The organism is Borreliella sinica (genome assembly GCF_033969665.2).
Classification (GTDB): domain Bacteria; phylum Spirochaetota; class Spirochaetia; order Borreliales; family Borreliaceae; genus Borreliella; species Borreliella sinica.
Genome location: NZ_CP135183.1, coordinates 1 through 23,578 on the forward strand (window position 1 = coordinate 1; position 23,578 = coordinate 23,578).

Annotated in this window: 28 protein-coding genes; 21 read left to right on the top strand and 7 right to left on the bottom strand. The window is 27.6% G+C overall.

Annotated elements, in window-relative coordinates; all coding sequences use genetic code 11:
- Positions 1-800: 800 nt before the first annotated feature.
- Entirely contained in the window at positions 801-1,286 is a 486-nt protein-coding gene (locus QIA41_RS04525) for a P13 family porin (protein ID WP_320292861.1), read from the top strand.
- Positions 1,287-1,493: 207 nt separating this feature from the next.
- Positions 1,494-2,015 (top strand): BBA03 family outer surface lipoprotein, encoded by a 522-nt coding sequence (locus QIA41_RS04530; protein WP_320292862.1) that lies wholly within the window; start codon positions 1,494-1,496, stop codon positions 2,013-2,015.
- 76 nt (positions 2,016-2,091) lie between these two features.
- Here QIA41_RS04530 and QIA41_RS04535 read toward each other — a convergent pair whose 3' ends face one another.
- From QIA41_RS04535 to QIA41_RS04545, 3 genes are all read right to left on the bottom strand, one after another.
- Positions 2,092-2,937, bottom strand: coding sequence for a S2/P23 family protein (locus QIA41_RS04535; RefSeq protein ID WP_320292863.1), 846 nt, complete (start codon positions 2,935-2,937; stop codon positions 2,092-2,094).
- A gap of 109 nt (positions 2,938-3,046) precedes the next feature.
- Positions 3,047-4,312 (bottom strand): hypothetical protein, encoded by a 1,266-nt coding sequence (locus tag QIA41_RS04540; protein ID WP_320292864.1) that lies wholly within the window; start codon positions 4,310-4,312, stop codon positions 3,047-3,049.
- A 415-nt stretch (positions 4,313-4,727) separates the two neighbouring features.
- A complete protein-coding gene (locus QIA41_RS04545) occupies positions 4,728-5,198 on the bottom strand; it encodes a BBA07 family lipoprotein (protein WP_320292865.1) in 471 nt (156 codons plus the stop codon).
- Between the two features lie 169 nt (positions 5,199-5,367).
- Here QIA41_RS04545 and QIA41_RS04550 point away from each other — a divergent pair, with 169 nt between their 5' ends.
- From QIA41_RS04550 to QIA41_RS04615, 14 genes are all read left to right on the top strand, one after another.
- Positions 5,368-5,703 carry a DUF2634 domain-containing protein gene (locus QIA41_RS04550; protein WP_320292866.1) on the top strand — a complete coding sequence of 112 codons (336 nt, stop codon included), beginning with the start codon at positions 5,368-5,370 and terminating at the stop codon, positions 5,701-5,703.
- The gene (locus QIA41_RS04555) at positions 5,700-6,572 is read left to right on the top strand and encodes a DUF276 domain-containing protein (protein WP_320292867.1); all 873 of its coding nucleotides are present in this window, start codon (positions 5,700-5,702) and stop codon (positions 6,570-6,572) included. Before QIA41_RS04550 ends, QIA41_RS04555 begins: the two co-directional genes overlap by 4 nt.
- Positions 6,573-6,574: 2 nt before the next feature.
- Entirely contained in the window at positions 6,575-7,201 is a 627-nt protein-coding gene (locus QIA41_RS04560; RefSeq protein WP_320292868.1) for a DUF735 family protein, read from the top strand.
- 55 nt (positions 7,202-7,256) lie between these two features.
- Positions 7,257-8,291 (top strand): DUF685 domain-containing protein, encoded by a 1,035-nt coding sequence (locus tag QIA41_RS04565; RefSeq protein ID WP_320292869.1) that lies wholly within the window; start codon positions 7,257-7,259, stop codon positions 8,289-8,291.
- A gap of 23 nt (positions 8,292-8,314) precedes the next feature.
- On the top strand, positions 8,315-8,494 hold the full coding sequence (locus QIA41_RS04570) for a BlyA family holin (RefSeq protein ID WP_320292870.1): 180 nt from the start codon (positions 8,315-8,317) through the stop codon (positions 8,492-8,494).
- Positions 8,491-8,910 (top strand): BlyB family putative holin accessory protein, encoded by a 420-nt coding sequence (locus QIA41_RS04575; RefSeq protein ID WP_320292871.1) that lies wholly within the window; start codon positions 8,491-8,493, stop codon positions 8,908-8,910. Before QIA41_RS04570 ends, QIA41_RS04575 begins: the two co-directional genes overlap by 4 nt.
- Positions 8,900-9,277 (top strand): BBA14 family lipoprotein, encoded by a 378-nt coding sequence (locus tag QIA41_RS04580; protein WP_320292872.1) that lies wholly within the window; start codon positions 8,900-8,902, stop codon positions 9,275-9,277. The genes QIA41_RS04575 and QIA41_RS04580 overlap by 11 nt, the downstream gene beginning before the upstream one ends.
- A gap of 199 nt (positions 9,278-9,476) precedes the next feature.
- On the top strand, positions 9,477-10,298 hold the full coding sequence (gene ospA, locus QIA41_RS04585; RefSeq protein ID WP_320292873.1) for an outer surface lipoprotein OspA: 822 nt from the start codon (positions 9,477-9,479) through the stop codon (positions 10,296-10,298).
- 9 nt (positions 10,299-10,307) lie between these two features.
- Positions 10,308-11,195, top strand: coding sequence for an outer surface lipoprotein OspB (gene ospB, locus QIA41_RS04590; RefSeq protein WP_320292874.1), 888 nt, complete (start codon positions 10,308-10,310; stop codon positions 11,193-11,195).
- Between the two features lie 571 nt (positions 11,196-11,766).
- Complete coding sequence (locus QIA41_RS04595; RefSeq protein WP_320292875.1) at positions 11,767-12,963, top strand: plasmid maintenance protein; 1,197 nt, start codon at positions 11,767-11,769, stop codon at positions 12,961-12,963.
- A gap of 47 nt (positions 12,964-13,010) precedes the next feature.
- Positions 13,011-13,595 (top strand): DUF226 domain-containing protein, encoded by a 585-nt coding sequence (locus tag QIA41_RS04600; RefSeq protein ID WP_320292876.1) that lies wholly within the window; start codon positions 13,011-13,013, stop codon positions 13,593-13,595.
- On the top strand, positions 13,571-14,323 hold the full coding sequence (locus QIA41_RS04605; protein WP_320292877.1) for a ParA family protein: 753 nt from the start codon (positions 13,571-13,573) through the stop codon (positions 14,321-14,323). The genes QIA41_RS04600 and QIA41_RS04605 overlap by 25 nt, the downstream gene beginning before the upstream one ends.
- 29 nt (positions 14,324-14,352) lie before the next feature.
- Positions 14,353-14,898: a chromosome replication/partitioning protein gene (locus QIA41_RS04610; protein WP_320292878.1), complete on the top strand. Its 546-nt coding sequence runs from the start codon at positions 14,353-14,355 to the stop codon at positions 14,896-14,898.
- A 775-nt stretch (positions 14,899-15,673) separates the two neighbouring features.
- Positions 15,674-16,105: a DUF261 domain-containing protein gene (locus QIA41_RS04615; RefSeq protein ID WP_320292879.1), complete on the top strand. Its 432-nt coding sequence runs from the start codon at positions 15,674-15,676 to the stop codon at positions 16,103-16,105.
- Positions 16,106-16,234: 129 nt separating this feature from the next.
- On the opposite strand, the gene dbpA is transcribed toward QIA41_RS04615, so the two are convergent.
- The 3 genes from dbpA to QIA41_RS04630 all read right to left on the bottom strand — a co-directional run bounded on the left by dbpA (position 16,235) and on the right by QIA41_RS04630 (position 18,100).
- On the bottom strand, positions 16,235-16,855 hold the full coding sequence (gene dbpA / locus QIA41_RS04620) for a decorin-binding protein DbpA (RefSeq protein ID WP_320292880.1): 621 nt from the start codon (positions 16,853-16,855) through the stop codon (positions 16,235-16,237).
- Positions 16,856-16,932: 77 nt separating this feature from the next.
- Positions 16,933-17,493 (bottom strand): decorin-binding protein DbpB, encoded by a 561-nt coding sequence (dbpB, locus tag QIA41_RS04625; protein WP_320292881.1) that lies wholly within the window; start codon positions 17,491-17,493, stop codon positions 16,933-16,935.
- Positions 17,494-17,806: 313 nt separating this feature from the next.
- A complete protein-coding gene (locus QIA41_RS04630; protein ID WP_320292882.1) occupies positions 17,807-18,100 on the bottom strand; it encodes a hypothetical protein in 294 nt (97 codons plus the stop codon).
- Between the two features lie 134 nt (positions 18,101-18,234).
- Here QIA41_RS04630 and QIA41_RS04635 point away from each other — a divergent pair, with 134 nt between their 5' ends.
- The 5 genes from QIA41_RS04635 to QIA41_RS04655 all read left to right on the top strand — a co-directional run bounded on the left by QIA41_RS04635 (position 18,235) and on the right by QIA41_RS04655 (position 21,943).
- A complete protein-coding gene (locus QIA41_RS04635; protein ID WP_320292883.1) occupies positions 18,235-18,828 on the top strand; it encodes a hypothetical protein in 594 nt (197 codons plus the stop codon).
- A gap of 3 nt (positions 18,829-18,831) precedes the next feature.
- Positions 18,832-20,184, top strand: coding sequence for a PBSX family phage terminase large subunit (locus QIA41_RS04640; protein ID WP_320292884.1), 1,353 nt, complete (start codon positions 18,832-18,834; stop codon positions 20,182-20,184).
- A 290-nt stretch (positions 20,185-20,474) separates the two neighbouring features.
- Positions 20,475-20,894 (top strand): hypothetical protein, encoded by a 420-nt coding sequence (locus QIA41_RS04645; RefSeq protein ID WP_418909356.1) that lies wholly within the window; start codon positions 20,475-20,477, stop codon positions 20,892-20,894.
- A gap of 150 nt (positions 20,895-21,044) precedes the next feature.
- Positions 21,045-21,233 (top strand): hypothetical protein, encoded by a 189-nt coding sequence (locus QIA41_RS04650; protein ID WP_418909357.1) that lies wholly within the window; start codon positions 21,045-21,047, stop codon positions 21,231-21,233.
- A 161-nt stretch (positions 21,234-21,394) separates the two neighbouring features.
- On the top strand, positions 21,395-21,943 hold the full coding sequence (locus QIA41_RS04655; protein ID WP_320292887.1) for a hypothetical protein: 549 nt from the start codon (positions 21,395-21,397) through the stop codon (positions 21,941-21,943).
- A gap of 36 nt (positions 21,944-21,979) precedes the next feature.
- Here the strand turns inward: QIA41_RS04655 and QIA41_RS04660 are convergent, their stop codons facing one another.
- Positions 21,980-23,566 carry a peptide ABC transporter substrate-binding protein gene (locus QIA41_RS04660; protein ID WP_320292888.1) on the bottom strand — a complete coding sequence of 529 codons (1,587 nt, stop codon included), beginning with the start codon at positions 23,564-23,566 and terminating at the stop codon, positions 21,980-21,982.
- Positions 23,567-23,578 lie beyond the last annotated feature (12 nt).

A 23,578-nucleotide genomic window follows, 5' to 3' on the forward strand; every position in this document is an offset into this window, starting at 1 on the left:
ATATAAGTATTTATTAGTATACTAATAAATACTTATATTAATTTATAAAATTACGCTTTATTCTAAAAATTAAATTTTGATAGTAAATTGTTAACAAGATATTATCCAAACTTAATTAATTATTACTTTTTGAAAACGGAGCAATTATTACATTTGCATAATTTTATTATTACAAACATTTTTTATTTTTTTTAATAATACTTGTGCACATACTACTTATCAACCTTATTATTCATTATATTTAATAAGCTTTCCGACTTCATTAATTAAATTAGCAATATTTATCTTTTCTATTTTAGCTTTTTAGTCAAAAAATCTAAAAGGGTAACATACCAATAGATAACACCATTCTAAAAAAGAAAATATTTACTCTATTTCTACTGGAATTTCTTCTTTTATTTTCGCAGTAGTAATGGATTTTTTTAAAATTTCTAGGTTAAGAATGTAAATTAAGACTTTTAAAACGCTCAATTTTAGATTAAAAAGCAAGTTAAGAGCTTTTTTGAAGCATGGGGGGGAGAGAAAAAAAGATTTTTAACCGATTTGCGGATATAGGGGGATTATATAAAGCATTTCTACAAACAATTTACAACTCAAGCTCAAATGAATCAAAAATAACTTAAAATCTGATTTACCTTTAAGACCACATCAAGATATTTAAAACAATCATTCACCTCCTTTATAATATTTTTTTAAAATTTTTATCTTTTATCTTTAACGGCAATAAACTGATATTAATTTATTACAAATTATGCTAATATTTTACTTGTAAAAATTTTTTATTAGGAGATGATATTAATATGAAAAAATTTTTCACATTAATATTAATTTTTGGCCTGACAATTCAAATTTTTGCAACAAAAGATAAACAGGCTAGAATTGAAAAAGGCATTGAAAGTTTCAATAAATACGATCAAGAGAGAAAAAATCCTATAGGGCCATTTCTTTTGAATTTATTTTTGCCTTTAGGAATAGGATCTTTTGTCCAGGGGAATTATATTGGTGGTGGCTCGGTGCTTGGATTTAATTTATTAGGAGCAATCCTTTGGGGAACCGGCATTATTCTTAATGCTCGCGAAACACAATTAACAGGCTCCATCCTAATAGGGGTGGGAGCAAGCATGGTTGTAGCATCCTATGCAACCTCGCTTATTATTCCATTTACATTTGCAAATTGGTACAATGAGAATCTTAAAAAAAGACTCAGCGCTGAGCTTGCGGATTTTGAACCCACTTTTAATATTGGAATAAACGGGCTCCAACTATTGTTTAAAAAAAGCTATTAAATAAAGCAAAACAATAATTTGTATAACATAAAATATGGATAATATTCAACTCAATTAAGAAAATATTATAAATACAAAAATGGTACAATATTTTTAACAATTAATAATAATTAATATTAATTAAAATATTCTAAACATCCTATTAAAATGGTATAATTATTAATTATTAATAATTAATAATTAAAACTACTTTTTAAGGAGACTATTTTGAAAAAAACAATTATTATATTTACCATACTAACATTTCTGTTTAATTGTACAAACAAACCTAATAATGATGAGCTAAATAATGACCTAGATGAAGAATCTAGAAAATTACAATCTGGATCAAATCAGGTTGACGATGATAGGATTGAATTTAGCAAAACAACACCTTTAGAAAAATTAATGAGTAAATTAAATTTAAACTATCTTGAAAAAGAAACACTAACATTTTTGACAAACTTGTTAAAAGAAAAATTGGTAGACCCAAATATTGGTTTACATTTTAAAAATACTGGCGTTGATGCAAGCAAAATAGAAGAGGCCGTACACAAATTTTTATCAGACCTAACCGAAGATGAAATAAAAGAAATGCTTGCAAAAATTAAAGAAAATAAAGATATAAAAGAAAAAGATCTTGAACAGCTAGATACTTACAAAACTGTACTTGCTAGCGGATTCGATGGAATGTTTAGTCAAGAAGCAAATTCTAAAGATATATTAAACAACCTTAAAAACGCCATATAATACCAAGCCAAGTCTGAAATTTGTAATCAATTTTTTAAAGCTAGTGGTTTTCAATCGCTAGCTTTAAAAATAACTTTTAATTAATCAACGAATTAAATGTAAAACTTGCACCTTTTACACCAGGATATTTTTCAATTATTTTTTTCATAGTAAAATTAAAAAGCCTGGAATCAAGTGAAATTCTGTAAACTTTTTCATTTTGTGGATATTGCTTAGACTTAATGGTAATCTCAGCAATCATATCGCTCCAAATTCCATTGTTACAAAGATCAGTAAAGGCCTCAACCACTTTTTTAGAATCACTAGCACCAAAAGGATATGCAGTTACAAGCCCAGATTCAACTGATTTTTCAGACATTGGTATTCCTGCAAAAAGCCCTCCCTTATTTTCATTAAAATTTATATCGCTTCCCCTGTTTATTAACTTAAACCTAGAAACAGAATAGAACGGATCGCCTTTAATGGTAGTTTCAAAAACAATTAGTGGCATAGCATAAGAAATGTAACTTCCATCAACAGGGGAAACAAGATAAGAATACTTAATGCCCTCAAGCTCTTTAATAAAATTTCCACGCTCATCAAGCAAATCTCTGGCTTTAATTTTCATCCAACGAACATAAATAGGCCACAAAAGCACAGTGATTGATTTTGTCCCTTCTAAAAACTCTATTTGGGAATAATCAATAAATTTATTTTTATTTTCAAAAGCTTTTAAAGTCTCATGGTTTTGAAAATCAGACACCAACCCGGAATCACCGGGCAATAATCTAAAATTTAATGCGCCCAAAGACCTTTTTCCTTGACCAGGGATATTTGATTTATTCTCTTCAAAAAGTCGTCCATTCTCTTTTTCCTTATTAGAATTACTATTCAAATAACAACCAAAAATTAAAGCCACAACGAGTATAATGACTCTTTTCATAATTCTTCTCCCTTAAAAGTTCTCTCTATTATTTAAAAATTTTAAATGTAATTTAAATTACATTATTAGTAGTAAATGTAAAACAATTAATAAAAACCACAATAAAAACTTAGCGCCTATTAATCTCCTTTATTAAGCTGTTTAAAATAGAATTTATATAATCATAAAGTTTCTTATTCTTACCAATATTTTTATAATAAAGTTTAAAAATTTCTAAAAGGGTATTTCTAACTTTAATAATTGATACCCTTCTGTTTTTATTCCTAATAGAGCCTATTGCTTGTTTGAAAGATTTATGTGATTTCTCCATTTCTTTTAAAAACCCATCAACATAATAATTTAATGTTATTTCCTCCAGCTTTCTAAGTATTAGTCTAGAATATTCATTTCCAAGCCTTTTAAATAAATCATCAAGATTCTCAGAATCTAACTCTCCATCTATTAAAACTCCACAAAATTGTAGCGTCTTGTCTTCTTCGTCTGTCAAGCTGCGCTTCCAATTTAAATGCCAATCAAGCTCTGACTTTGTGGTTAGAGAAAATTTTTTTAATTCAAGAAGCTCTTTACTAACACCATTAATTTGCTGATCGACTGTTTTTTCAAGAGCAACAAGAATATCTGCGTTTGAACCACTAGCATTAATTTTGGTTAAATAAAATTGTTGACATAAATTCATATCTAAAAGGGAAATCTCATCTTCTCTATCACTTTTATCGGAATAATTTTCAATAAGTCGCATTAAAATGCTTATTTTAGAGGATAAATCTCCCCATCGCTTTTTCCCTATATCGATCAGAAACTGATTAACATCTCTTTCGCTGTACCTATACTTTATTAACACCTCATCATTGTTTAAAAGCCACCCACCAAGAGAATATCTATTCTCATCATTTTGCAAAGATTTCTTGAAAAATTCAAAATTTTTATCCTCTTCTGAGTTTAAACGGGGAATCCAAATCTCATCATGATTATTTTTCAGCAAAGCTTTACCTTGTCTTGATTTGCCAATATTGCCCCTTAAAGGGGTAATTCCCAAAGACGAAAGGTTATCCGAATCAGACAAATTATCCCCAGTCTGATCTAAGGCTTGAGACATTGAATTTTTTGAATTTTTTGAATTTTTAAAAATTTGTAAATCCTTTTTAGGGTTTTTTGATTCTTTTGAAGTTGCCAGGCTATTTTTTTTACTTTTAAAATTACTTAAGTTAGAGCCTTTAGGCTTATTGTTTTTAGACTCTAAAGGTTTTTTTACATTGCTGATTAAATTTTGCTTATTGTTTGAACTGGCATTTTTTAAATCTTCCTCTAAAGACTTGCTATTACAATTAACAAAAAACAGAAAGCCAATACTGAATGTAATTCCTATTTTATTCATAAATTAAATTTCCTCTATTTAATTATGGGTTTAAATAAAAATATAGCTCACTTTACATACACTAAATGTATACATCATATTAATTCTTGCTGTATAAGTAATTAAGCCTGCAAATGCTTTAGCAATTATTTTTTTAAAATAAAAAAATTAATTAAAATAGTACTAATAAAGCATTAAGCTTAAATTGATTCATTAATACCTTTTAAAATAACTTGGTATTAATAATCTATATTATTTAAAGATGTTGTAAAATTTCACAAGTAACTCAAAAAACAAATATCAACCAAATCTTGAAAATTTAAATTTTCAAATCCAGATCATTTGCAACACAAAAAGCAAGAACAAATAAAAATAGAAAAATTAACTCTCATAAGCATAAGGAGAGTTAATGGAATGGTTAATTAATATAAAAAAATTAAAACGAAGTAGATGCATCATAGTTTTTAACAAGATTACAAGCCTCCCCAATATTCTTAGCGGTTGCAAAAGATTGTCGCAGATTATCTATGTAAACTTTCTCAACTTGCAACAACTGCTGCTTAGCATTTGCAACATTTGCATCATTAGAACGCTCAAGGGCTATTTTGGCATTTCTTTTCGCTTGCAAACACTTAACAACAGTGGCAAGCATTTCTTTTATTTTATCCTCATTTACCTGAAAAATTTGACTAAACTTATCAGGACTACTATCTAAAACCACTTGCTCAAGAAAAAACAAAGCTTCTTTTTGGTCATCATTTAAAGAATCTACAAAAGATGTTTTAATCTCTTTATTTAAAGAACCAGAAGACTTTAAGGGCTTTAAAGACCTTCTCCTGATATTGGAATAATTAAATTCTTTACAAGAAAAGAATAACAAAATAACAAACAATAAAATTTTTTTCATACGTTCTCCCACACTGTGATTACACAAATATTTAAATTTAAAAATTAAATAAACTTTTTTAAAAAAAATATAAATTATAATATATCTCAACATTTAAAATAATAAACATTTTGTAAAACTTTATAGTAATATCGAGCAAAATATGTTAAAATGACTTTGGTAGTTAAAAATGGATATTAAAATTGACGAAAAATTTAATATAGTATTTAACAATGATCTTAAATTAATAGAAAACATTGAAGAACAAAAACAGCGCTTATTCTTTTATCTTAAGACACCAAAAGGCAGCCTAAAGGAAAATCCAAATTATGGGCTTGACCACAGCTTTTACTTAAAACTTTGCAAAGCTAATAAACTAGAATCTATTAAAAATTTTTTTTTAAACCTTTCAAAAGAACTTAAAATAGATCTTCTTAATGTTAAGCCAAGCATTAATAACAAAACAATAACAATAGAATTTTTCTTTTTAGGAAAAGACACTTTAAAAATGGATTTTAAAATATGAGTATAATTTTTGACAAAAACCTGGGAATATTGGAAAAAACAATAGAAGAAATTCAAAATGAAAAAAAACATATTTTGAGAGCAAAATATGGTATAAACATTAAAGACAATTCAATCTATGACATAATAAACTTTCCAAGTTCATACATTGATAAACAAATATCAGAAGTATTAAAAGAGCTTTTTTCCAAAATAAAGGAAAATGGAAGCTATTTTAATGCACTTAAACAAGACTTGAGTACTCCTAAAAGCTCAACTTACGAAGCAATGAGAAAAGCTTTGTTAAATGTTTGGGGGGTTAAGCACATAAACATTTTAAGTGGACCTGGAACAATTAACCTCTACTTAATACTACAAGATGATTGTTTTAAGGATAAAGAAAAAACCCAGATTAAAATTGAGATTAAACAAAATATTTGGCAAGCAATATACTATACAGCGCCAAGCGGAACTGTTTTTAAAGGTGATACTGAAATTGAGTTTTTAAACAAACACAATCAAAAAAAAACATACAAATTCAGCTTGGGTGAAAAAAAATATGCATATCTTAAAGTAATCTATAAAACAGAAACAAAAGATGCAATCTACAAAGAAATAGATACCCAAATTAGAGACATTTACAATAAAATATTAATCGAAAAATACATGGAAATGGGAACATCTCTTAGATATCAAGACTTTCTCGCACCGGTTAGCATTATTAGGGGAATAAAAGAGCTGCGGATTGGAACTTGCATTAAAAGCGACGATATAAAAAAAATAACAGAACTTAATAATGGCGACTTTACATTCAATAAAGATGAGACCGCCAAAGAGAATCAAATCATTGTTTTTGATACAAGCAAAAGACTACTTATTAACAGAGAATAAAAATGGACAAAAAGATACCAAAATTTTTAGAAAACACCCAAATTGAAAAGTTTATTTACAATGAGCTTGATTATAAAAAAGAGATGCTAAGAGAACTAAAAGAACTTCTTGAAAACTTTGCAACAATCAATGTTAAAGACGGCATTAACTCCAAATATATTGCACTACTAATGCTTTCATTATTTAACGCATTTCACTTTAAAAAAGAGCTGGACAAAAATCTTGTTAACTCTTTAGACGCTATTATTTTTGCAATCAAGTCTATTGGTACTGACGAGAGCTTTATTGTACTATTTAAAGCTTTTTTACACGCAAATGTAGAAGTCAGCTCAAACGAAAACGCTCCGGGCGAGATAATAATAAAATTGCTTGGAAATATTAAATCTCCTATTGAATTTAGCATTGCAGCAAAAAATCAAAATAAACTAAAAAAAATAACAGTAAAACATGCTGGACTTAAAAAAAATTTGGTTTCTAATTATATGCCCAAAGATTACAAAAATTCCGTATACGAGTTTATTAAAATATTAATTCCGATAGGAAGAGTGGTAAAAATAATAGACAAAGAACAAATAGAAATAAGAGGAACAGGGGTGATGAAATTTTGTACAGCAGATCATTTCTTTTGATCTATTAAAGTGTAAAGAGAAATTTAAAACTAAAAGAAATTTAAAAGGATAATTTATGAATACCAACGAACCGCAAGAAAGTGTACAAATAAAAGATTTAAACAGAAAAACAAAAGTTAATCAAAGTGATCTTATTCCTGTTGATGACATAGTAGAAGATACTTGTGCAATCACATATAAACATCTCCTGGAACAAATACAAAACGATACATTTTACAACAACGAATTTCAATGCTTTAAAAAAGCAATAAAAGACGTAATTAGTAAAGAACTCTTAGAAAACAAAGACTACATAAAAACCATTTATATTAAAGTAATCTCAAAGCTTTTAGGGCTAAGCGCAACACTTGAAAATATAGATTTTGATACTGTTTTTAGAAAAATTAAATCTACGTTTATTTCAAGTTTAAAGCACACAACAACAAAATTGTCTTCAAACAAAATTTCAATTTACAACTCAACCACAAAAGATTTTGAACTTATTCAATTTGAAATTTTTCTTGAAAGTTTAAAAGAAGTTCTTGCAGAAAAATCTGAAATAAATCAACTAAAAGGTGAGTTAATAAATTTTTTACAAATAAACGATTTTACAAAAAAATTTCAAGATTCTTTCCAGTCAATACCCAAGAAAACTTTTGATACAAAAAATGAGCAACTTGTAAGTTGCTATCAAAACGGAATACCGCAAATTGTAGACACTCCTATTTGGTGGCAAGGAAAACCACATGACTTTGGGGGACTACACACAATAGTTGATGACGCTGCAATTTTAGAATTCCAATATAAGAATAAAGCTACAACTATTGTACTTAAAAACAAAGGCAGCTCATCAATTATAATAGACGAATCATACAAAGAAAATTACATTTATTTACAAATTGATCTAGAAATTAGATATTCAAGCTCAACAGAAGATCACAATAAACAGCTTTACCTTCAATTTGCTAAAAGCTCTGCCAAAATACTAATAGCCTCATTTTCTTCTCAAAATATGTCTACAATTAAAACACCGCTTTACAATGGTTGGTACTACGTTGGGTCAGGCAGTCTACACAAAGGCCAATTATTGCCAATACTAAACAAAGTATAAAAATAAATTAAAAGGAGATATTTATGGATACAATACTTATTTTTTTGTCAACAATTGACAATACAAAGCTCATTATATTAGGAGGATTTATTATGCTGACAATAATGCCAATGATTTTAGCAATAAAGCCTCAGTTTAGAGAAAATTTAAACTTTCTCATAGAAAAGCTCTTAAAAAATATAAATAAAAAGGAAACAAAATGAACAGTAAAATAAATATCAACTCAGGCATTGAGGCTTTAAATAATTTATATGATTTTCTAAAAAGCAGTGATTCTCCAACAGAGATCAAAGTAGAAAAGGGAATATATTTGGGGCTCAATCTCTATAACCTAATAATGAGTATCTACAAAGACAAAATCAGCACCCTTGAGAAGGAAGAATCAATAAAGATATTAAATGAGATTGAAAATGTTAACAATAAAATTACTCAGCTCATATCAAGTATTAATGATGAGAGAGATGCGAATATTATTGAACACTTAAGAGAAGAAAGAAACCAGCTAATGATAATCAAAACCAAAGCACTTGAAGAACAATCAAAAGGATTGTCACAAGATTTTCAAAACAACATTAACAAAAAAGACCAAGAATTAAAAGGAGATAAAATTGAAAATTAAAAATTTCCATCCCCTTTTTATTTTTTTATTTTTATTAAGCATAATTTTGGTATTTTCATGCTCTACAATAGCAAGTCTTCCAGAAGAACCAGCATACCCAAAAGAGACAACATTAAAGGCTTTAAGCTTGTATGAAGCACACCTTTCAAGCTATGTTATGTACTTACAAACATTTCTTGTAAAAACTAAACAAAAAGTAAATAATAAAAATTATCCAGAGTTTACACTTTTTGACACAAGTAAATTAGAAAAAGATCAAACTCTAAAATCAATCAAAACAAACATTACTAATTTAAAAAATTACATTGACAAAATAAAACCAATTGCAATGCAGATTTACAAAAAATATTCAAAAAATATGCCTTAAGTCATTTGATTCTTCTTCATAAAAGTCCCAAAGTTGTGGGACTTTTTTTTAAAAAATAGTCTTAATTTGGTCTATACTAAATTAAAATTTAGTATCATTTTATTTTTTTTTAATTTTCTATTTGTTATTTGTTGATCTTATACTATAATTGTATTTATATTAAGTTATAATTAATATAATATAAAAAGGAGAATATATTATGAATAAATATTTATTGGGAATAGGTCTAATATTAGCCTTAATATCATGTAAGCAAAATGTTAGCAGCCTAGATGAAAAAAACAGCTCTACAGTGGGTTTACCTGGTGACATGAAAGTTCTTGTAAGTAGAGAAAAAGACAAGGACGGTAAATACAGTCTAATGGCAACAGTAGACGGGGTTGAGCTGAAAGGGACTTCTGATAAAAACAATGGATCTGGAGTACTTGAAGGCACAAAAGCTGACAAAAGTAAAGTAAAATTAACAATTTCAGACGATCTAGAAGAAACCATACTTGAAGTTTCAAAAGAAGATGGCAAAACATTAGTATCAAGAAAAACAAATTCTAAAGATAAATCAATACTAGATGAAAAATTCAATGAACAAGGTGAATTATCTGAACGAGTGTTAACAAGAGAGAACGGAAGCAAACTTGAATCCACAGAAATAAAAAGCGATGGAACCGGAAAAGCTAAAGAAATTTCAAAAGACCTTATTCTTGAGGGAACTCTAGCTAATGACAAAGCAACATTAACAGTTGTAGAAGGAACTGTTACTTTAAACAAGCACATTGCAAAAGATGGAGAAATAACAGTTGATCTTAATGACACTTCAACTACTTCTGGTACTAAAAAAACCGCAACATGGGATTCAAATAATCATACTTTAACAATTACTGTTAATAATCTAAAAACCAAAGATCTTGTATTTACAAAAGAAGGCACAATAACCGTGCAAAAATACAACACAGCAGGAGATGCTCTAGAAGGCACACCAGCAGAAATTAAAACACTTGATGAACTTAAAGACGCTTTAAAATAAGGAGAATTTATGAGACAATATTTACTAGGATTTACTTTAGCATTGGCTTTAATAGCATGTTCACAAAAAGGCGCTGAACAAAAGAATTCACAAGATCATAATGATCAAGAAATTATTGATTCAAAAAAGCTAGAAAAGAGAGATAAAAATCTTCCTTTAGACACCGAAAGATCAGTACTTTTGTTTAATGGCAACAATATTTTTATAAGCAAAGAAAAAAATAAAGCTGGTAAATATGATATCAGAGCAATAGTCGATCAAATTGAATTTAAAGGGACTTCTGATAAAAATAATGGATCCGGAAATCTTGAAGGTGCAAAAGCTGACAAGAGTAGAGTAACAATACTGATTTCTGACGATCTAAATACAATAACTGTAGAAACATATGACGTGAGCGATAAAAAAGTTTCAAGCAAAGTTGTTAAAAAACAAGGTCTAATAACAGAAGAAAACTTCAAAGCTAGCAAATTAGACTCAAAAAAAATAACAAGATCAAACGAAACTACAATTGAATATTCACAAATGACAACTGCTCAGGATGCTACACATGCAGTAGAGATGCTAAAAAATGGTATTAAGTTTGAAGGAAATCTTGTAGGTGGAAAAACAACACTAAAAGTAACCGAAGGTAATGTTACACTAACAAGAGAAATTGAAAATGAAAAAATAAAAGTCTTTTTGAATGACACTACAACCGGTTCTAATAAAAAGACAGCAACATGGCAAGAAAATTCCAATACCTTAACAATTACTGCTGACATTAAGAAAACTAAAGATTTAGTCTTCTTATCAGATGGTACAATTACATTGCAAAACTATGATAGCAACGGTGCTAATCTTGAAGGCAAAGCAACTGAAATTAAAAGTCTTGCAGAGCTTAAGGGTGCTTTAAAATAATATATAAACAAACCTTCTCCTATAAAGGCATTGGCCAATATAGGGGATTGTTTATTGCAAACAAAAACTGAATTTATATATTTTCAATTTGTTACTTCTAGAAAAAGTCTCTTAGGAGACTTTTTCCCTTGTAAGAGGGAAAACATAAAAAATATACACACCCGAGACATTTAAGCTTTTAAAATCAAAATAAAAAGCTCTATTAATACTAAATGTATAGCTAAAAATTAAGGAAACTAATGGGGCTAATTCCTTCATTCAAGAGTTAGCCTTGAATGAAGGATAAATAAATCAAATAATCTAATCTAAATTCTCAAATAAAATTAAACCCATCGCTAACAAGCTTACTATTTTAAATAAAAATTAACGCGTAAAAATAATTTACTCTTAATATAAGCTAATTCATTATTAAATTTTATTACAAAAACTTAATTTTGTAAAGTATATTTAACAAATATGCATTAAATATACTTTTTTTTTCTTTTTTATATAAAAATACTTTACTTTTTTAAGAAACTGTACTATTAATTAATTTATAATTAAAGAAATTACTTATATTAGGAGTATTAAATTGAAAACATTAAAACAAAAATCACTAAACACTACAAAAAAGGTAAAACAAGCTACAAAGAATTTCCAACACAACTTGATTGTATTAATCTCTACTCTAAACTTCATAAACTTAAATTTTAAAAAATACACACAAAAAAACATACTTTATTTTCTAAATAAAAACCTTGAAAGAAATAAACAAAACCCCATAAAACTAAAAACACTACAAAACTATTTATACACACTAGATAAAAAATTAAAAGTCACGCTAAACTACTGCAAACATTTAGGAAAAAATTCTGGAAGTGAAACTTATTATAAACTTAAATATGAAAAAGGAAAATGTTATTCAATAATTAACACATACTTCAAAGAAAAAACAAATAAAAAAATTAATGAATTCACACAAAGAATAAAAGAATTTAATCAAATAAATAGTAGTGCTAAATGGGAGTGTATTAATAATACTAATAATATATATAAATATAAAGAATATAGAAATATACACACTAATTCAGAAAAAACAATAAACAACCAAATAATAAAAAAGTATTTAAGCAAATGTAACTTCAAAACAGAAATTCCATCTCTAATAATGAACTTAAAAACAACACATAAGACCAAAATTTACCATTTAAGAAACCTAAAACACATTGAAAACGAACTCAATGAGGTAGATCCTAAAAGGATTGAAAAGTATCTATCAAATGCTATAAAAGAGAATATAAACAATCCGGGATACCTATGTAAATTTTTTAAAAACAATGGATACAGAAAAATAATAAACAAAATAAAAGAAAAAAATATAAACTATATAAACAAAAAAGAGATTTTAAAAAAAATACTTAAAGAAAAAATAAGAAATTTAGAAAATGAACAATATAAAAAAGAAGATCTTGAGAAGTTTTTTAACAAAACATACGAAATTTACAAAACAAAACCACATTTCATAATAGAATACAAAAAATATCCAGATTTAGATAAGTTAGTCAAAAGAGCAAAAACAGAAGTTCCTAGAATTCAAGACAAAACAGAGAAACTAAAAAGTATAAAAAACAACATTTTTAGTATATTATTAGAACAGTTAAGGCAAAAAGTAGAAAGTGATAGACTAGTTTCTACTTTAAAATCATTCATTGAGAATGAGCCTGATCTTAAGTATAGTAAGGTATTTGATAACTCTTACTATAATAATTTAATTAAAATATTGGGCTGAAAAGAAAATGAACAGTTTAGCTCTGTTATTAAGGAAAAAGGAAAAAAATGACGGCTTTACTTGAGCGATTAAAGCAAAAACAAAAAGAATTAAAATTGAACGTAGATGATAAACCTAAGTTCAAAAAAGAAAAGAAAGCCAATGTCTTTTCTAAGATTGAGGAGGTTAAAAGTAGAAAAATATACCATACTAAAATCTTTAACGACTTTTATACATTTGGAATAAGTAAAAACGAACCTACAAAATTTTTCATTTCCTTAAGAGGAATCTTCAATATAGAAGACATAAGTATGTTTCACTTATTCTCTTTAAGAGAAGACGACGAGTTTATGGGAATTCATTATGGAATAAGAAAGCTTGATAAAGCTTTTATTGTAAAGAATTTTAATAAGAAAGAAACTTATACGCTTAGAAAATGTGAATGCATTGAATTTCGGTTTAAAAAAGGTTCTGTTTTTTGTTATTTAAACGGTCTTCATGTTTTACTTAAAAAGGATAAGGTCAATAGTCCTTATTATAATACGCTTTTAAATATTATTTTAGAACTAGAAACTGAACTATACAAATTTTATAGCAAAAAATTATCAAAAGGGGGAATTATTCCTGAATGGATAAAGAAGAGACAAAAGTAATAACAGTTGCAAGCATCAAAGGTGGAGTCGGCAAGAGCACGACAAGTTTAATTTTTGCCACACTGCTTTCGATTGAATGCAAAGTTCTTTTAATAGACATTGATACTCAAGCCTCAACAACAAGCTATTTTTTCAACAAAATTAAAGAAAGCAATATAGATTTAATAAACAGAAATATATACGAGGTTTTAATATCAAACTTACACATAGATAATGCATTAATAAATATTAGCAAAAACTTAGATTTAATTCCAAGCTATTTAACATTACATAAATTTAATTCAGAATCTATCCCCTACAAAGAATTTAAATTAAAAGAACAGCTAAAGTTACTTGGCAATCATTATGATTATATAATACTTGATACTAATCCCAGCTTAGATTTTACCCTAACAAATGCTCTTGTATGCAGCAATTATATAATAATACCAATAACAGCAGAGAAATGGGCTGTTGAAAGCTTAGATTTATTTAATTTTTTCATGGACAAATTATTATTAACTTTGCCAGTGTATTTAATCAATACTAAATTTAAGAAAAACAACACACACAAAGAACTTTTAAAGGTTTTAGAGAAAAATAGTAATTTCTTGGGGACAATATCTGAGAGAGAAGACTTGAACAAAAGAATAGCAAAAAACGACAGATTTGATTTGACGAAGGATTACATAATAGAGTACCAAAACACGCTTGCTGTGTTTTTAAATAAATCGGGTTACGTACACTAAGTGTACTCAATTGTAAAGGAGGAGCACAAGTGGATATAAAGATAAATAAAAGAAATTTATCTGAGGGCATTAGAGAAGAAGAACAAGCTCTTGTTCATTATAATAAACTTAAAGAAAAATTAAACATTAATTTTCAAAAAGAAATTTATTGCAAACTAGAGGCAATGAAGGTTTTAAAAGAAATTAAAGATAAAGAATATTATAAGCTGGACAACTATTCTAATTTTGATGATTTTGCAAAAGATTACAGACTTGCTAGAACTCAAACATACAAATATCTTAAGATTGCAACAGCAATAGAAGAAGGATTGATTGAAGAAAAGTATGTGATCAAAAATGGGATTAATGAAACAATTTGTTTGCTTAAAACAAAAGAAAGTCCGAGTTTAAAAAAATCTAATCAAAACCCAATAAAACCACTGAGATTCCAGCTTAAAAAAGAAGAATCTTATTCTTTTTATAAGAAAAATGCTAAACTTACAAGTTTTCTTTTAGAAAAAATTTTTTTTGAGGAAAAAGATTTTTTATTAAAAATAATTGAAGAATTTGAAACTTCAAGAAGTAGACAAAAATGAAATATTTATTTGCAAAACTTAAAAAGTTAGTGTATACTTTATAGGTACAGACTGACACGCAATGTGTCGCTCTTAATATAAGGACCTGTTACCTTAAAGGGTTTATTGGGGATTCTTTTTAAAGAAATTTCAATAAACCCTTTAACTTTTAATCAAAAGTTTTTAATTTTAATTTTATTTTTATTTTTAAGAGTAATTTTAGAAAAATTTAGAAAAGTATTTACAAAACACAATTTTTTTTATACTATAATATTAGTAAAAACTTATATTAGGGGTTAAGATGAAAAGGCTTAATAAGATCAAAGGGAAAGAATACTACAAAATTTTAATTAGAGCTTTTGCTATTAAAAACAATATGTTTGAGTGGCTTGGCTTTAGCAATCTTAAAGATTATTCTTAGAAACTTAATATTTTCTTATTAAGCTTTTAGATTCTAATTTTAGATTCTAATTTTGGAGTTTAAATTGAGATTTATTATTATTGCTACGGACCATTAAAATATAAAAAATATTGAACTTTCAATATTTTTTATATTTAAGGAAATGTCTATGTAAGAAGTCTCAAATGTGTGTTCCTTATAAATAAAAATGGAGCAAGCATGCTTAATTATTTAAAAATTATATTTAAAAATTGTTTATTTTTAATTCTTTTGTTAAATATTAGCAAAAGAAAAACACTAAAATCCATATTTTATCGTCTCTATTAATGGATTTTAAAAAGTTTAATTTTAAATGATAAACATTTTTACAATTTAAAGTTTAAGGAGAATTAAAAAATGTTTATTGAAAAAATATTGCAAAACAATAAAGATCTTTTCAAAGATATTCAAAAGTCCGGATGTTATTTTTTATCTTTGCATTATTGGATATTTACTTTAACAGGTTTTGATTTTAAGATAAAAGACGTTAATTTAAATTATCAACGGTTTTTAGAATTAGGCTACATTAGAAATGATTGTTATATTTTAAATCCTTGTAAAATTCTTGAGTATTATAAAATATTTTCTAAGGTTAGGCATGAAAGTCCACTTTATTTGCCTGTAGCTGGCAGAGAGTTTGAAATAGCAGTAATTAAGCCAAAAGATCAATCTTTTGAGCATTTTATTGTAATGGATAATAATAAAGTGCTTTACGATAGTCTTGATTTAAGGTCCAAGGGAAGGAAATTCGAAATAATATCAAAAAGAATATTTAATTATTTTGTTTGAAAATGTTAATGTAGATTTTATTAACTTTTTTCATAGCTTTTTCCTTAGTTTTATCAAGGCCGAACAGTCCGAAGCTCAAGTTTCGGTTGCTCGGCCTATTGTTTTAATTAAGCACAAAAATAGTGTTTATTAAGAACTACTTGCAGAATCACCACCATTTTCTGAAGCTTTTTTCTCGAGGTTTTCGAGAGCAGTCTTATTTTTTTTATGAACGTTGTCCAATTTGTCCTTCATTTTTTTTGCGATCTCAAGTACTCTTTCAGCTGTATTTGCAGGGTTTTGTTCAGTGCCCATTGAAACCGTTTTTGTCATATGTTGTACCCCAATCTTTTCTAGTGACGCTGCGGCTTTAAGCATTAAGTCATACATTGCCGAGAATTGGCCACTGCCCCCACTATCTTTAATTTTAGTGGCTTCCTCTTCTATATCTTCTACAAATTTTTTTGCCACTTCAGTAGCCCGAATTTTTGCTTCATGTATGAATGGGTTTTCTGATACCCTACTACCTGTTGCTGTATCTGAGTGGGCTTCTAATTTTACGCCTTTTGCAGCAGCCTCTTTTGTAATTGAATCTATTTCATCTTGAATGTCTTGAACTGATGATTCTAATTTTTCTTTCATTTCTCCTGACAAACCACACGCCAGAAATAGTTTAACAAGTAAGGTTAGTTTAAGTAAATTTATAAAATTTTTATTCATATTATATCCTTTTTTTACATTTAAATTTAAATAAAAGCAAAATAAAAGCATTTATAAATATTAAATTGTAAAGATTAGAACAAGCCAAAATTTTAATTCAGCCTATTTTAATTACAATATTTTAAGATTTATTTCTTTTCTTTGCTCTTATTAGGTTTTTTCTCCTCGCTGTCAAGGTTTTGTTTTTGCTTAATCTTTTCTAGATTATTTTCTATTTGTGCCTTAACTTCAACCAATCTTTCAGCTGTGTTTACAGGGTTACTTTTGGTTTGCTCTAAGATAGAATCTTTTGTTTTTATTCCAATCTCTTCTAATGAATCTATAACTTCAAGCACTAACTCAAACATAGCTGGGAATTGATCACTGTTTCCATATTCTTTAAGTTTTAAAGCCTCTTCTTCTACTGCCTTAAGGAACTTTTCTGTTGCATTAATGGCTTGCACCTTTGCTTCTCTTAAGGGCACTCCCCCGCTTGACACTTTAGACCCAGTTTCAGTAGTGGTAAAAGCTTTAAAATTTACACCCTTTTCAGCGGCTTCTTTTTTTATTTGTAAAATTTTATTTTTTACATCCCTGGAGGATGCCTCAATCGCTATTTTTGCCTCTTCTGTTTTTCTTGCTAATTCAGGATTACAAGACGTCAACAGAGTAACAATTAAAGCTATGATTTTTAAATTTAACTTTTGCATTTTTTATCTTATATTACCTCCGTACTAAAAATAATTAATATTAACTCTAAATTTTAGACCACTTTATTAGAAATAAAATAGAACAAATTAATTGGCAAAGTTAAAATAATTTTTGGATTTGTACTATATTGTGCTAGACTTGCAACTTTAAGGTTCAACGCCAGTTTGTCACAATATTGTAAATTGGTTATTTTATATAAATTAAATCAAAGATCTAAAAGAATTTAGGTCTTTAAAACAAAAGAGAAGCCATGCTCCCGCAATTTATTGGCTTCTCTTTAAAACTACTTTGACTATTTTGGCTTAAATTTAGTTAAGGCGAAGTATTTGGCTTAGAAGGCATAATAGCTCCCTTTAAGCCTTTTAAGAATTGTCCTGTTTTTTGAGCACCAGAAACTATTTTATTTTTTCCTTTAATTATTATGTCTAGCAAACTCTCATTAGATGTGTTGTTGCCGGCAGCTTCTATTAAGGTTTTCAGTGCTTCATTTTGTTCGGTAACAACTATTTCTTTGATTTTAGTTTCTTGTTCTTGGGTAAAAACTTTGTTGTCCATGTTGCAGGATAACATTAATACTAGTAATAAAATATATTTTATTTTAAACATTTCTTTCTCCTTTACCATTTATTTTTATTAATTTTTTTCTATTTAAAAAATATATCTCTTTAATTTAATTATTCATAAAAAAAAACATTTAATTTTTTCTTGAGTTTTTAAATAAACTTAATTAAAATAAAATAATGATATTTAAAAATAGAAAAGAAGAATATATTTTTTTATTTAAAAAAGGTTTAAAAGATTTAGACATTGCTCAAATTTTAGGTGTTGGCGAATCTTTTGTAGCAAAAGCTCGAAACAAATATTTTCAATCCAACGATTCTTTTAGCAAAAAAAACTCTTTTCCTAGTGATTTGGCAGTAGAGAATATTTCTAAAGTATCTTTTAATGAGGATAATTTTAACAACTTAGTACTACTTGCTGCAAAAAAGGCCTGTGAGTTGGAAAATGCTAAAAACGAGACCGAAAAGTTATTTTACGAGATAGTTTGTTCTTTTATTGATTCTCATCATAGATATAAAAATCTTAGCTTAAAGTCAATAAAAAAAGATACATTAATCTTAGATTTAAAAATTAGCAAACTTCAAGGCGAGCTTAAAAGTAATAAAAAAAGAGGCTTAAAAGGCGATGAAGGGCTTGAAATAGAGCTTGCTAATAAGATTAAAAAAAGAGAAGAGCTTGAAAAGGAGCTGGTTAATATTTGCATGAGAGAGGATTATGATGCTCTTGTTAAACTTAAATCTGTTTTAAATAGTAAGAATTTAAAATTGGGGTAAAATTTGAAATTTTTGAAATCTTTAGCATTTCTCAATCTTGAGAAAAAGTTTAAAAATAAGTTTAACATTAACATTTTAGATTATATTAGTCCAAAATCCACCAATATTTGTTTTAAAGATTTTGAAAACAAATATTTAACCACCAAGCAAAAAGAAGTGCTTTTTGACATAGAAAGTCACGATTATTCAAAAGTAATATTTAGTGGCGGGATTGCAAGTGGTAAAACGTTTTTAGCCTCATATTTGCTTATTAAAAAATTAATTGAAAATAAATCTTTTTATGAGCAAGATACTAATAATTTTATTATAGGTAATTCTATTGGTTTGTTAATGACAAATACCATTAAACAAATAGAAAAGATTTGTGGGTTGTTAGGAATTGATTATCAAAGAAAAAGAAGTGGCGAATCTTTTTGTAAAATAGCAGGGCTTGAGCTTAATATTTACGGAGGTAGCAAAAGAGATTCTTTTTCTAAGATTCGAGGGGGCAACAGCGCAATAATTTATGTAAATGAAGCAACAGTAATTCACAAAGAAACTTTACTTGAGGTATTAAAAAGGCTTAGAAAAGGCAAAGCAATTATTATTTTTGATACCAATCCCGAAAGCCCAGCTCATTATTTTAAAACAGACTACATTGAGAATACAGATGTTTTTAAAACATATAATTTCACAACGTATGACAATCCTTTAAATTCGGCAGATTTTATCAAAACTCAAGAAAAGCTTTACAAGAATTTTCCCGCTTACAAGGCTCGAGTGCTTTATGGGGATTGGATTTTAAATGAATCTTCACTATTTAATGAAATGATTTTCAATCAAGATTATGAGTTTAAAAGCCCAATAATGTACATTGATCCTGCATTCTCAGTAGGTGGAGACAATACAGCTATTTGCGTTTTAGAGCGCACTTTTGAGAAGTTTTACGCGTATATTTATCAAGATCAAAAACCAGTAAGCGATAGTCTAATGCTAGGCTCTATTCAAGTTTTAATAGAAAATTTCAATGTAAATACTGTTTACATTGAAGAGAGGGATAGCATTAAAGGTGATGGAATTTTGACCAAAACAATTCTTTTCCTAAGAAATAAGAGCATTTGTTATTTTAAAGTTGCGCCAATAAAACCTTTAAGCTCTAAATTTAAAAGAATATGTGCTCTTATTCCTTTGTTTGAAAGTCGGAAAATAGAATTTTTAAAAATAATAAGTAAAAATGTAGTAGCTGATATTTACAGCTACAAAGGAGATGGCAAAACAAAAGATGATGCTCTTGATTCTCTTGCAAATGCTTATCTTCTTTTAACGCTAAATTATAAAGAAAAATTATTTCATTTTGGTAAGTTTAAATATTTATGATTTGATCTAAATTGTTAGCTATTAATTTAATGCTTTATTTCATTTTATTTGATAGTTAATTTAAAAACTAATTTAAAATTTAAAGCAATTAATTTTTTTTTTAAAAAATTCAATTTTTTATAAAAAATACAAGATAAATATTAATCTTTTAAAAGTTTTGAAAAATTAACTTTAGTTATAATTGTTTGAGATATGTTATCGATATGCTTTATAATAAAGTTGTTGTGAATTTTTATTTTAAATTAAAGGAGGAAATAATTGTTATGGGAAGAAAGGAGGAAATAATTGCTATGAGAAGTAAAATTTTTTTCATGTATTTATGTATAGCTTTGGTTTTTCTGTTCAGCTGTAATGTCTTTTCGGGGGCTGAAGGCAAGGAAAATTCAAACTTAACAGATGAACAAAGGTTGGAGATTATAAAGACTCTTAAAAGTCGATTGGGCGGTGATTCTGAAAAAATAGCTAAAGTTGATAAATATTTTGAGCAATTAAGCGATTCTAAAAGAGATATTGTTTTGCAGTTATTTTCAATTGGATTTGAATATATAAATTCCAAAGAATCAACATCCCCAGATTCAGAAAATAGAAAATCTGAGCTAGCTGCTTTAAAAAGTGATTTTGAGTCTAAGCTGAAACAGCTAAATTACACAGAAGAGGATTTTAATAAATTGACAGAAGAATTTGATAAATTCATTGGTGAGTCTGCCTAGTGAATGTATTTCAATGTATTCGAATTAAGAAGATTTAAGTGAAGTTTATTGTAAATATTTATTATTTAATAATTTTGATAATTTAAAAAAAAATCAATCAGACATTTTTTTATCTATTCAAATATATTTCAAGGAGAGAGAAATATGAGAATGGCTTTTTTATTTTTTTTTTTAATATGGCTTTTTGGTTGTAGTTCTTTTAAAAATCCTAACAATAAGGATTTGTTGTCCCAAAATAAGGAAAAAACCTCTAACTATAATAGAGAATATTATCAGAAAAACAGAGAAAAACTTAAATTAAGAGCTAGAGAGCGGTACCGTAGAAACAGAAGAAATTAAATTAAGCAAAGAATTAAACTTTTTAAAAATTTTAAAGTAATTTCAATATTAAGCAATATATTTGATTTGGTTGATAAATTTATGCAAAAGATGTGTGTTTGAGTTTTATTTAAATATTTTTTGGTTTTAAAATAAATTGAATTTTAATTAGGAGAATATACATGAAGGGATATATTTATATATGTATATTGATAATAGTAGCAAGTTCTTGTTATTTAAATAATTTTTCTGGTATGAAAAAGGGTGATTTTGATAAATATAATTTAAATTTTACTAAACTTTCTTTAGCAGAAAGAGAAAGTGCTATTTTGAAAATTCAAAGAAAATTCAAAAGTCTAACCGATAGAATAAGCTCTAGAATCTCTAATTATAGCGAGATTAAAGTTAGCAATTTTTTTAGCGAATCTAGTGAGCAAAAAATTAATCTTTTAAACAAAATATTAGAGATTTTAAAAGTACAGCACGGCTTAATGGAGAAAAGTAGCAATAGTTTGAGTAAGCTTAGCATGTTAAGTGGAGGCAATCATACTGTTTTTGATCCGCAGCCGGAATTGAGACAGTTAAATCAAAAATATTCAGAAATAGATGAAAAATTAAGAGAAATATGTGGTTACATTCTTAGTAACAACATTGACTTTAATAGGGCTTTAAAAGATTTAACCTCTTTAAAAGAAAGTTCTTTGGTATTAATGCAGCAAAAAGGGTTTTAGCAATAGAGTCTGAAATTAAGCTCTATTGCTAATAATTTAATCGTCTAAAGGTTTAATTTCTGATAGGGCAAATCTTTCTGAACTATTTGTGCTCCACCCTGCCCATTTGTCATTTTTAAAAAGATAGTTACCAGCAACACTGTATATTGGAATTACTGGATAATCATTTTCAATTATTATCTCTTCAATCTTTTTCAATAACTCTAATCTGGCTTTTTCATCCACTTCAACTTCAGTTTTACTTATCAGCTCATCAAGCTCAGAATTTGAATATCCGTAAGATGCAAGATGTGAGTTTTTAGTTTCAAATATATTAAAAAATGCCATGGGATCTAAATAATCTCCTTGCCAGGACCTTACTGAGATCTCATATTGTCCTTTTAAAACGCTTGATATGTGGTTACTCCATGTTTCAGGCTCAATTTCCACATCAATATTTAAGACTTTTTTCCATTGGCTTTGAATAAAGCCAGCAACTTCTTTTCCCAGCTCATTTTTATTGTATTTTATTGTAAGAGTTGGAAATTTTTTTCCATCCGGATATCCGGCCTCGGCTAAGAGTTTTTCTGCTTTTCGTGGGTTGTACAGCTTTAATTTTTTCCCGTAATTATAATTGTTAAGGTTAGGGCTTATCTTTATTGTTGCTTTAAAGTTATTATCAAGCACTCTGTAGACCAATGTTTCTCTGTCGATTGCAAGAGATAGTGCTTCTCTTACTTTTACATTGTTAAGCGGTTTAACATTCATATTTAATGAGAAAAATCCAATTTCGTTAATATCAGATGAATAAAAGTCTTCTCTTAGGATAAGCTCATTAATAAGGCTTAAGGGGATGCTGTTAAAAATAGCATCTATTTCATTGTGTTCGTACATACTGTAAATTCTGCGGGCATCGTTTATGGTAACAAATGTCATCTCGCCAATATCAACATTTTTAGCATCAAAATATTTTTTATTCTTTTCAAGAGCTATTTCTTCGTTTAAGATTCTTCTTTTTATTTTAAAAGGCCCGCTTGTAACTATGTTTTCTGGGCTTGTCCATTTATTTCCAAACTTTTTAACAATGTGGGTAGGAATAGGTATAAATATTGGTTGTGTAAGCATGTCAAGAAAATATATTGTTGGTTGGGAGAGAGTTATTTCTAAGGTTTTTTCATCAATCACCTTTATTCCAACTTCATCTGCATTTAATTTTGTTGTATGAAAATCTTTTGCATTTTTTATTTTTGATGTTAATAGGTTAATATTTGGTAAATCCTCATTAGTTTCTAAGGCCATTATGTAGGATTCTTTAATAGTATCTGCTGTTATTTTAACGCCGTCGCTCCAATAAATGTCGTCTCTTAAGTGGAATGTATAGCAAGTATTGTCGTAAGAAATGTCCCAATTTTTTGCAAGTCCAGGTCTGTATCCACCCGTTTTGGGATCACCTCTTAAAAGGCCAATAAATAGTTCGTTTATAATTAAACTTCCCAGTTTATCACTGCAAAACTGTGGATCAAGTGATGTGGGTTCGCTTCCAATTCCAACCCCAAAAACAAGATCATCTTTTGCTTTAGAAATCGTGCACGAGACTGTAGCCATAATCAGTAGTGCTAAAAGTAGTATTTTTTTTATTATCATATCCTTATGTCC